Source organism: Floridaenema aerugineum BLCC-F46 (assembly GCF_041929345.1).
Taxonomy (GTDB): Bacteria; Cyanobacteriota; Cyanobacteriia; order Cyanobacteriales; family Aerosakkonemataceae; genus Floridanema; species Floridanema aerugineum.
Genome location: NZ_JBHFNQ010000067.1, coordinates 1 through 9,516, shown reverse-complemented (window position 1 = coordinate 9,516; position 9,516 = coordinate 1). Strand labels below are relative to the sequence as shown.

Sequence of the window (9,516 nt, the reverse complement as noted above, 5' to 3'; positions counted from 1 at the left end):
GGGCAAGATGCCCACCCCACAAGATTTTCAGCTTTCTTGTGGGGTGGGCATCTTGCCCGCCCTTGTTTTACTTTATTTAGATCTACTACTTAGTTTTTCGGGTTTTTTCTAATTTAAAGGTCATTAGCCTGTTGCCATTTTTCAATTCGCTAATGACCTAATTGTTTGCCGCCAAAAGTGCCTTTTAAAGCTGAGAAAGTTGCGGCGGACAACCTCTTAAACCAGTCATAAGTTGCAGGGCATACTTTTTAAAAGGAGTGATGTTACGTAACATCCATAAACCGAAACGACGGATAAAAATCAAAGGTAAAAACTGATTAGAAAATGTTCGGTTTAAGAAATCAGTAAATCCTAAGATTACCCAATTTTCGCGTTTGCGCCAAGTTTCGTAACGTTTGAGGACTTGGATGTTACCGATATCTTCGCCTTTTTGGTGAGCAGTTTTGAGAATTTGGGCGAGGGCAGCTGCGTCACGAATTCCTAAATTCATGCCTTGTCCGGCGACGGGATGACAACCATGTGCAGCATCTCCAATTAAAGCTAATCTGGGTAAAGTGTAGCGATCGCTCTGCATTAACTGTACCGGAAAAACGTAGCGATCGCCCAATAATTCCAACTTCCCAAATTTCCCACCCGTGTAATACTCCAACTTCTGCAAAAACGCTGTTTCATCTAATTCTTGCATAGCTTTAGCATCCGCGTGAGGCCAAGTCCAAACAATTTGAAACCTATTTCCAGGTAAAGGCAAAACTCCCATCGGACCACTAGGCCAAAAACGTTCGTAAGCTACATTATTGTGGGGTTTTTCTGGTTTAATGGTAGCTACGAGGCAAGATTGCCAATAACGCCAACCGTGAGTTTTAATTCCCGCAGCTTGACGAATGGGAGATTTTGCTCCATCAGCACCCACAAGTAAGCCAGTTTTAATTGTTTGCAATTCGCCATTTTTAAGCAATTGAATTTCGACAAAATCTTGCTGATAATCTGCTTTTACTACTTCGGCTGGACAAAGATAAGAAACATTCGGAGAACTGTGGAAAAATTCCTGCAAAACTGTTAATAAAACTCGGTGTTCCGCAGCATATCCAAGTCTATCGGTTTCCAACTCTGGGGGATGGAATTGCACGACTTTGGGATAATCAGCATCAGATAATTGAATTTGCTTAAAACTAGTAATTTGCGGTTCAATTTTATCCCAGATGCCAATTCCTTGAAAAATGCGTCCCGAAAGCAGGGAAATAGCGTAAGCGCGTCCTTTGGCGACGGAGACAGACTCGACTTGTGATTCTATTAACGCCACACTAAGTCCAGAATCTTTTAAAGCAGCGGCGAGGGTAGCGCCGACAATACCACCACCGACGATTGCTAAATCGTAGTCTAATTTAATTTCAGATGTAGGGTTTACTGACATTCTTAAGTTAGTTGGTAAGAGTGCGATCGATGTTATCTATCTTTATTGTTAAGCTTTGGGCAAATCTTTTCAAGGTTAAGACTGAGATATCAATACCACAAACCCACTATAGCCCCTATTTTAAAGACTCTCATAGCATAAGTAGAAACTTCTTTACACAATGATTATGAAGTACTTCTGAGCGATCGAAATTTATTAAAAATTCCTCAACAGAAGTAGTCATAGCCACTATTTCACACACTGAATTAAAGTTATTGGACTGCTAGCACCGCCAATTTTTCAGAAACTATGCCAAGATTGTAAGCTTTAAACTCGAACAGTAGATTCTTGAGGATTTATGGGAGAAGCAACGATGATGGGGTGGATATTAGCACAACAAACCCCTTTAGGCAGCAGTTCTGCTGTGGAAAGCCAAACGGCAGGTACTATTCCAGAATTGGTTATTATTTCGATCGTTCTGCTTCTAATAGCAACTTTGGTTGCACTTGTAACCCAACGATTGCGAATTCCTTATGTTACAGGTTTGGTACTAGCAGGTCTACCCATTACAGATGTATTATCGCGTCGAGTTGGTTTAGACCCATCTTTAGTGTTAAATCTTTTTCTCCCGATTCTGATTTTTGAAGCATCAATTAATACTGATATTAGCCGTCTTCGCAGCACCTTTAAACCGATCGCACTTTTAGCGGCACCAGGCTCAATTTTTTCCACAGCAATTATTGCAGTATTAGTTAAATTTGGGCTAGGGATAGACTGGATTCCGGCTGCGTTGATCGGAATCATTCTGGCTAATACAGATACAGTTTCGATGATTGCAGTTTTTAAAGAAATCCGCGTGCCTTCCCGATTATCCACAATTGTAGAAGGCGAAACCCTATTCAACGATGCGGCTGCCTTAGTTACCTTCAACTTAATTCTGGTTATTTATGCCACAGGTTCTCTTACCTTCGCGCAAGGAGTCAAAGAATTGCTTGTAGTCGCTTTGGGTGGGGCAGTCGTGGGTGCTATCTTAGGCTACTTGAGTTTGCCGATATTTGTCCGATTGAATGACCCATTGAGTAGTTTATTGCTAACAGTTGCTTTAGCGTTAGGAACATTCCAGATAGGGCAATTTTTGGGCGTTTCGGGTGCGGTAGCGGTGGTGATTGCGGGACTAATTTTTGGTAATCTGGGACTGCCGGGGAGTTCTTCGGCTTCCGATCGCATTACTTTGCTAAGTTTTTGGGAGTACGCTGGGTTTACTGTCAATACGTTTATTTTCCTGCTCATTGGTATTGAGATTAACCCGCTGACATTGTGGAGAATCTTGCCAGCAATTCTATTTGTAATTGTGGCGTATCAATTGGGAAGAATTCTTTCAGTTTATTTATTATTAAACGGGTTGCGCTGGTTCGATCGCCCAATTCCCTTACGCTGGCAGCACGTTTTATTCCTGGGAAACATCAAAGGTTCTTTGTCAATGGCACTGGCACTAAGTATTCCTCTTTCCTTACCCGGACGAGAAAACATTATTGCCTTGGTATTTGGCGCAGTTTTGTTTTCTTTAGTGGGACAAGGATTAACTTTACCCTGGCTGGTCAAACGGTTAAAGATTAGTCGAGTTTCCGATGTGATGGAACAAGCTGGAAAGTTGCAAATCCAGCTGATTGCCGCTAAAGCTGCTCAAGATGAACTAGATAGTTTGCTTAAATCTGGTGTGTTGCCCAAGGCAGTTTACGAGGAACTTTGGGCATCCTATCAAGTAAGGGTTGCCCAGTCGGAACGAATACTGCGTGATTTTTATAATCAATATCGGGCAAATCAGTTAAAAAGCGATCGCAGCGGTCTAGATGCGATTCGACGGCGATTGTTTCTGGCAGAAAAAGGAGCAGTTAGCGATGCCCTTCGCAAGCGAATCGTTCCCGAAGACTTAGTACAACCTTACATCAAAGATTTGGATGAGAAACTTCTAAAGTTGGAAGATGACTAGCTTGAATGCCCAGGTAATCAATCATTTTATGGACTGACTCAGGACGGGTGACAACTAAGATAGTTGAGCCAGCTTCCAGAACCGTATTACCATTTGGAATCTGCAAATTAGCGTGGGTATGAGATTGGTAGCCAATGATCAGCGAACCTTTAGGAAAGGCAGAGTCTTGAGCAATTTGAGCTACAGAGCGACCTGCCACGAAGCAATTGCCAGGAACGGGTAGTTTGAGCACCTCTACCTGTCCTTGTTCAAAGTGCATCATCGACTCGACTTGGGGATATTCGATCGCATTCGCCATTGTTGCCACTGCTAAATCAATCGTGCTGATGATGTGACTCGCGCCAGCAAGACGATAGGCTTCCAGAAATTCTCGATCGCCCATTCGCACCACAATATGAGAAATGCCATAACTTCTAGATAAAGTAATCAGCGCCAAATTCAACGCATCATCTCTCAAAGCCGCAACAATCGCGTTTGCTTGTCTAATACCTGCTTCCAGAAGAACCGTAGTGCTAACAGCACTCCCCTCAAATGCCATCACTCCAATTTTTTCCCGCGCAAAGCGACAAGCGAGTGGATCTGAATCGATGATGGCAACTGTATGACCAAGTGTTAATAATTGCTGGGCTAACCCCAGTCCCATCATTCCTGCGCCACCAATTAAAACGTACATAGTATTTGTTACCTGTGATTAACGCTTATAGAGCCAATTTTTTAGGTTCGTAATTATTGTGCTAATTTTTGGCGATCGTCATCAACATAACTCAAACAATAATTAGGCAATTTGAAGCGTTCTCGGTTCAGGGATAGATTCTCCTTCTGCTTGCCAAGCTTCCAAATACATTTCAATAACTTCTTCGCCGTTATGAATTGCTTCCTCACGAGTTTTGCCATGAGTGCAAGGCATCACAACTAAGTCGGCAAACTCTGGAATTGTGACTAGGAAAAGCTGATCTTCATCAGACCATTGAATAATCATACTGTATCGGCTCATGAATTCTCATTCTCCCTTAACTACAAGCACAACTCATTTGATAAATGCCAACAGATCGAACTCTTGACGAATGTCTAGAAGAGAGCGATCGAGCAAAGGTTCAAATTCTAAAAATGGTACTCGTTTTTTGCGATCGCGAGTCTTAAACCAAATCGCAATTAACTCTGGAATCAGTGGAGGAAGAACTTTAAAAATTGCTCCATAAAGCCAAAGTACACCTTTTTCTTTAATCATGTCATCGTACATAATATCAATCACTTGCTTATTCCTCTTTCTCATCTCCCGAAAGCGCTCAAAAGTACATTCACTTGTCCACCAGAATAGAGGTAGAATTTTTAATTCATCATACATACCTGTGTCGCAGCCATATATAACATGACCTACATCGTGTGCTAGCAAGATTTTGGCAAATTCAGGCGGCTGAGTATCGGGGGGAGTGATATGAGGATTAAGCGCGTAGTATTCCGCTAAACCTTGTCGGAGGGTTTGAGTGCTGTCTTTGTTTACGTAGCCTGGTAATTGACTCATTTTTTTATTTCGATACGCTTTAGTATCGTAAATTATAATAGCACTTATGAATGATGTTAGTAAAAAGTCACCTGGAAGACCTCGAAGCGCCCGATCGCATCAAGCTATGCTGCGAGCTACATTAGAATTGCTAGCAGAAGTTGGCTTTGAGGCGATGAGTATAGAAGCGATCGCCACTCGTGCAGGAGTAGGAAAAACAACGATTTATCGACGCTACAGAAGTAAAGAGGAACTAGTTGCTGATGCAATTGAAAGTATGCGGGAAGAGGTGTTAATTCCTGATACGGGAAACCTTTGGAGTGACATAGATGCAATCATCGAAAACGCCGCACAAATAACACTAAATCCGCTGGGAAGACAAACCGTTGCTATGATTATTAGCAGCGCTTCAAGTAATGCTAACTTTGCTCAAATTTATTGGACAAAATATTTACAACCTCGAAGAAAAGCTTTTGCGATCGTCATTGAACGAGCGAAAACCAGAAAAGAAGTTCAGGAAGATTTAGATCCAGGTTTGGTATTCGATGCGATGAGCGGAATCATGCTTTACGCCTTAATATTTCCCCCAACATCTGAAACTTGGAAAATGTACATTCGTCGCGCCATCAATCTGCTTTTGAAAAAAGCTTAAATCTAGTGCTTAAATAAAACTTTCACGGGTAATTTTAGCTTTTAATTTGCGATTTTTACTGGGCATGGATCTTGTCTTAAATTCATTTTTGCATTAGATAAAAAACATACCCATAAGAATCAGAATACTTTCTGTAAAGTTCTATTTCTCTTTGTTCTTCATCTAAGACAGCATTAGCCTCTTCATTGCCTTGATATTTCTGGCGTAAATTATTTATTCTCCGTTCTAAAGGAGTGTAGTAATCATCCCACCATGAGGATTCAGGAAGTGTAAAACTGTTGATATAGTTGTATCCTAAATTCTGAATAATGGTGATGTTTTCTGTGATATTCTTCATGGCAGGATAGGCATTTTTCCAGAAATTCAAAGGTTCTTCTGGGGGATTGGTAACTAACCATGAAAGTTCTGAGACAGCAATAGCACCGCCAGTTTTTAAGAAGTGATGCCAAGATTGTAAGCCTTCTTGAAAGCCCATTATATAAATAGCTCCTTCAGACCAAATTAGATCGAAACTCTCCGGTTGAAAGTCTAGAGAAAACATGGAACAGTTTTGGGTAATGATATAGCTGGATAAGTTTTCCTGTGCTGCTCGCTGTTGCAATTCATCGAGAAATGGTTGATGATTGTCTATGGCAGTAATCTGTCCTTTGGTAATTTTGGCGAGTGCTAATGTTTGCATTCCAGGGCCACAACCAATGTCTAAAATTTGGGGATTTTTAGGCAATTTTGGAATTAGAGATAAGGCTTTTGCGGTTGATGCCATATCTCCGGGTGCTTCTCGTGGTAAATCGCTATGTAGTTCAAAGAAAATATTCATGGTTTCTTTCTGCTAGAAAGGGAGAATTATAGTTGAATTTTTAGTTATGATATCTCTTTTAGGGAAAAATTTGGGGAATAGCGATCGCAAAAATTCCCTGCAATCCCAAATAAAAAAACGCTGCCAGGGGGCAGCGGAGTCAAGGGTAAATTTGCTCAAGAATACGGTCATTGTCTTTACTGGATGTCGGAATCTGGGGGAGCTATTTGATAGCTTTGTTCAGGTTCTATATATTGAACTCCTTCAATTTGGGAAAGACGATTAACTTGGGTTGAGTCAATTGAACCGCTAATCATACCAACAGTTGGTAAGACTTGTTCAACTTCCAAACCTGCTGATTGTAAATCCTGGGCAACTTCAGAAATGCGATCGACATGGGCATCGTCAACCGAGATAGATACTTTGATTTTGGGCATATCAATTCCTTGAAAAAAAGATGTGTTCTCAGCAAGAATACTCTTACTGAGAAGGTTAGCAACCAATTATTAGGTTTACTGAGATCAAAGCACCATTCTCAACAAGACTTAAAAAACCGGGTTTCTTTACGAAAATGCAGGTCTTTCAGGTTTAGTTATTGGCAAGAAACTCGGTTTTTAGCCCGGGTGCAAGATCTGAGTTTATCGAGGTGATTGGACTAAACCAGCGCCAACATCAGTAGACGGCAGAGGCAACCGCTGAGCATCCCGCATCAAAAAAGCCCAAAGAGCGTGTCCGGTTAGTCCAGTTGCCTGAGCATAAAGAGCAGCGATGCCTGCTACATGAGGAGTTGCCATACTCGTACCACTCATGGTTTGATAGCGAGTGGGCATGGGGGAAGTTGAGTAGACATCAACTCCGGGACCTGCAATATCGACTTGCCCACCATTGGGATTAATTGAACCATTAGAGAAGGCAGCAATTTGTAACTGAGAGTCCAAGGCAGCTACAGCCATAATTGATGGCGCATTGGCAGGATGGTTTACTGGTTTGGGGGGAGATAACCGCTTGCCAGTTCTGAGATTTCTACTATCATTTCCGGCTGCAGCAATAATCAAAGATCCTTGACCGAGTGCCCGTAGTCCAACTTGTTCGTAAATTCGGGAGTAGGTATCTCCAGGGCGGGTGGGTGCGCCTAAAGACATAGAAATGATTTGGCAACCATTGGTAATCGCCCACTCAATGCCTGCTAAAATGCCACCATCAGCGCCAGAACCTCTGTTGCTCAAAACTTTACCAGCAAAGATTTCTGCGTTATAGGCGACTCCGTAACGGGGTACGATCGAGGGAGTTTTAGATCCACAAGCAGTTCCGATACAGTGGGTACCGTGTCCATTGAGGTCTTGAACAGCTTCGCCACTGATGAATGATTGACTGGTAATCTTGCGACCAGCAAAATCAGGATGAGTCAGATCTAAACCTGTGTCCAACACTGCTACTTTAATACCAAGTCCGCTGTAGGGACTATCTAAAACTTTAGTGGCTTGGAGTCCCCAGGTAGCTGAGTCATCTGCCAATAATGTAGCAGCGAGTTGGCTTTCTGATGGAATTGTTTGATTGATTAGATGGTTGACGGCATCTCGGAATCCTTTGAGATAATCGGTGGTTAGAGTTGTGTTTTGGCTATCTGCGATCGCATAAACCACTCGCTCCGGTTCCACTGCTAAAATTGGTTCATCTGTAGCGGTGGCGGCTCTGATTGACTGAACTTGATCCGGGTCTAGAGAGACAACTGCAACCCCTAAATTGTCAAAGACAACTGTATCTGTACTCTCTAACTGTTCGGCAGCAAATGTATGCCCTTCAAAATCAGCTGCTCTGGCAATATTTTGCCTTCCTGTATTGTCTGTTAAAGCTCTGATCCCAGAGTCAACGCTGTCTTCCGGTAACAAAACTAGGTAACGACCTGTGGTTTCCATTGGTGTTATCGAGTTATTCATTAAAAAAATCCTCAAATTGATTTCACGGTATTTGTGATCTGTGTTTGTGTTGTTAAATGCTGATGGAATTAATAAAGCTGTAGCAATCGAACTAAGGCTGGGAATGAGTGCTACCCTAACTTTTCCCTATTTACGAGGTTGGGCAAAAACCATCCGGGAAATCTCTGAAAAAGTTAAATATAAACTTTCTGGTTAATAGGTCAGAACTTACGCAACTGGCACAATTAGTAGGGTGCGTCAGATACTCAAATCCTGATATTGTCGTTCGCGTAGCGTGCTCTCTTGCGTATCAGATTTAGGGTAGTAGAGCACCCTACAACAAGGGTGCGCCATTTGCCCAAACCGTGATTCTACCTATTTAAAATTCCTACTTTAGGGGCGAATAAAAAAAACGCCGCCGGGGGGCAGCGGGGGTGAAGTACAAATTTTCGGAGACAGAACTTTTCTTAGGAGTTTTTTAGCAAGTCCACCAATGAAGGGAATTGCTGAGATCGCAGCGCTATCATTAAACTTGTGGGATGTCTTAGTTTGATGGCGCTTTTGATATTGTTAGTATCTAACAGTGAGATGACATAGCTTTGTCAAAGTTATGGAGTTTTTGTGACAGCACCATTATTCGCGCATTTGTAGGGTGCGTTAACGCAGTGTAACGCACCAAAATCGTGAATCTACGGGGCTAAAGTTTTAGGTAATCTCTGAACTTGGGTAAACAATTTGCTCAATAACTTCAATTCCTAAAATATTTTTCATTTGCAGAAGTTCGGCTGGTAATTTTGATTCTAAAGCAAGTAGAACACGGCAACTAGACTGACAACCTTGAATTACTTGAAAAGCCTCAATTACTGCACGATACTTAACGCATTGAAACATTCCTAATTCTGTAGCCAAATCAGAGTAGGAAATTATTTGATTAGCTGTAACTTGTCTGACAAGAATTGGTAAGGCTTCTCGCGCCCGCTGTTGATATAATTTGTTACCAAATAAAGGTTTTGCTGTTTGTGCTGTTTCCATAATATTGATTTTTTTGTTCTCACCTACATTTAGGTTTCCCAAAAAGCAATGGAAGGCAGCATTTTACATTTTGTTAGGAAAAATATTAGTAATGGTGCGGGCTCTCCCGTATTTATGGTGATAACAAAATCTTATTTAACTGTAGGGTGTGTTAGGCACGGATAACAAATTCAGCATTTCAACCAATAATTAAATTCCCGTGCCTAACGCACCGTTTTCAAAGTTTGTAACACCTATGA

The 9,516-nt window shown here is 41.8% G+C and carries 11 protein-coding genes; 3 read left to right on the top strand and 8 right to left on the bottom strand.

Annotation, left to right across the window (positions count from 1 at the left end):
* Positions 1 to 184 precede the first annotated feature (184 nt).
* Entirely contained in the window at positions 185 to 1,411 is a 1,227-nt protein-coding gene (locus tag ACE1CC_RS09310; RefSeq protein WP_413270187.1) for an FAD-dependent hydroxylase, read from the bottom strand.
* A gap of 337 nt (positions 1,412 to 1,748) precedes the next feature.
* Here ACE1CC_RS09310 and ACE1CC_RS09305 point away from each other — a divergent pair, with 337 nt between their 5' ends.
* Positions 1,749 to 3,380 carry a cation:proton antiporter gene (locus ACE1CC_RS09305; RefSeq protein WP_413270186.1) on the top strand — a complete coding sequence of 544 codons (1,632 nt, stop codon included), beginning with the start codon at positions 1,749 to 1,751 and terminating at the stop codon, positions 3,378 to 3,380.
* Here the strand turns inward: ACE1CC_RS09305 and ACE1CC_RS09300 are convergent.
* The 3 genes from ACE1CC_RS09300 to ACE1CC_RS09290 form a co-directional block, all read right to left on the bottom strand.
* Complete coding sequence (locus ACE1CC_RS09300) at positions 3,337 to 4,053, bottom strand: potassium channel family protein (RefSeq protein WP_413270185.1); 717 nt, start codon at positions 4,051 to 4,053, stop codon at positions 3,337 to 3,339. The two genes, ACE1CC_RS09305 and ACE1CC_RS09300, sit on opposite strands and share 44 nt — an antisense overlap.
* A 102-nt stretch (positions 4,054 to 4,155) precedes the next feature.
* Entirely contained in the window at positions 4,156 to 4,374 is a 219-nt protein-coding gene (locus tag ACE1CC_RS09295) for a type II toxin-antitoxin system HicB family antitoxin (RefSeq protein ID WP_413270184.1), read from the bottom strand.
* A gap of 33 nt (positions 4,375 to 4,407) precedes the next feature.
* On the bottom strand, positions 4,408 to 4,902 hold the full coding sequence (locus ACE1CC_RS09290) for a hypothetical protein (RefSeq protein WP_413270183.1): 495 nt from the start codon (positions 4,900 to 4,902) through the stop codon (positions 4,408 to 4,410).
* A gap of 46 nt (positions 4,903 to 4,948) precedes the next feature.
* Between ACE1CC_RS09290 and ACE1CC_RS09285 the strand changes: the two genes are divergently transcribed.
* On the top strand, positions 4,949 to 5,533 hold the full coding sequence (locus ACE1CC_RS09285; protein WP_413270182.1) for a TetR/AcrR family transcriptional regulator: 585 nt from the start codon (positions 4,949 to 4,951) through the stop codon (positions 5,531 to 5,533).
* Between the two features lie 82 nt (positions 5,534 to 5,615).
* Here the strand turns inward: ACE1CC_RS09285 and ACE1CC_RS09280 are convergent, their stop codons facing one another.
* From ACE1CC_RS09280 to ACE1CC_RS09270, 3 genes are all read right to left on the bottom strand, one after another.
* Entirely contained in the window at positions 5,616 to 6,350 is a 735-nt protein-coding gene (locus ACE1CC_RS09280; protein ID WP_413270181.1) for a class I SAM-dependent methyltransferase, read from the bottom strand.
* A gap of 176 nt (positions 6,351 to 6,526) precedes the next feature.
* Positions 6,527 to 6,766, bottom strand: a complete 240-nt coding sequence (locus tag ACE1CC_RS09275) for a hypothetical protein (RefSeq protein WP_413270180.1) — start codon at positions 6,764 to 6,766, stop codon at positions 6,527 to 6,529.
* A gap of 201 nt (positions 6,767 to 6,967) precedes the next feature.
* On the bottom strand, positions 6,968 to 8,266 hold the full coding sequence (locus ACE1CC_RS09270; protein WP_413270179.1) for a S8 family peptidase: 1,299 nt from the start codon (positions 8,264 to 8,266) through the stop codon (positions 6,968 to 6,970).
* A 40-nt stretch (positions 8,267 to 8,306) separates the two neighbouring features.
* Between ACE1CC_RS09270 and ACE1CC_RS09265 the strand changes: the two genes are divergently transcribed.
* Positions 8,307 to 8,462, top strand: coding sequence for a hypothetical protein (locus ACE1CC_RS09265; RefSeq protein ID WP_413270178.1), 156 nt, complete (start codon positions 8,307 to 8,309; stop codon positions 8,460 to 8,462).
* Between the two features lie 488 nt (positions 8,463 to 8,950).
* On the opposite strand, the gene ACE1CC_RS09260 is transcribed toward ACE1CC_RS09265, so the two are convergent.
* Positions 8,951 to 9,277 carry a hypothetical protein gene (locus tag ACE1CC_RS09260; protein WP_413270177.1) on the bottom strand — a complete coding sequence of 109 codons (327 nt, stop codon included), beginning with the start codon at positions 9,275 to 9,277 and terminating at the stop codon, positions 8,951 to 8,953.
* Between the last annotated feature and the right edge of the window lie 239 nt (positions 9,278 to 9,516).

Bases quoted from the DNA above. Each gene is read 5' to 3' on its own strand.
- ACE1CC_RS09310 (WP_413270187.1), bottom strand. From the start codon at position 1,411: ATGTCAGTAAACCCTACATCTGAAATTAAATTAGACTACGATTTAGCA.
- ACE1CC_RS09305 (WP_413270186.1), top strand. From the start codon at position 1,749: ATGGGAGAAGCAACGATGATGGGGTGGATATTAGCACAACAAACCCCT.
- ACE1CC_RS09300 (WP_413270185.1), bottom strand. From the start codon at position 4,053: ATGTACGTTTTAATTGGTGGCGCAGGAATGATGGGACTGGGGTTAGCC.
- ACE1CC_RS09295 (WP_413270184.1), bottom strand. From the start codon at position 4,374: ATGAGCCGATACAGTATGATTATTCAATGGTCTGATGAAGATCAGCTT.
- ACE1CC_RS09290 (WP_413270183.1), bottom strand. From the start codon at position 4,902: ATGAGTCAATTACCAGGCTACGTAAACAAAGACAGCACTCAAACCCTC.
- ACE1CC_RS09285 (WP_413270182.1), top strand. From the start codon at position 4,949: ATGAATGATGTTAGTAAAAAGTCACCTGGAAGACCTCGAAGCGCCCGA.
- ACE1CC_RS09280 (WP_413270181.1), bottom strand. From the start codon at position 6,350: ATGAATATTTTCTTTGAACTACATAGCGATTTACCACGAGAAGCACCC.
- ACE1CC_RS09275 (WP_413270180.1), bottom strand. From the start codon at position 6,766: ATGCCCAAAATCAAAGTATCTATCTCGGTTGACGATGCCCATGTCGAT.
- ACE1CC_RS09270 (WP_413270179.1), bottom strand. From the start codon at position 8,266: ATGAATAACTCGATAACACCAATGGAAACCACAGGTCGTTACCTAGTT.
- ACE1CC_RS09260 (WP_413270177.1), bottom strand. From the start codon at position 9,277: ATGGAAACAGCACAAACAGCAAAACCTTTATTTGGTAACAAATTATAT.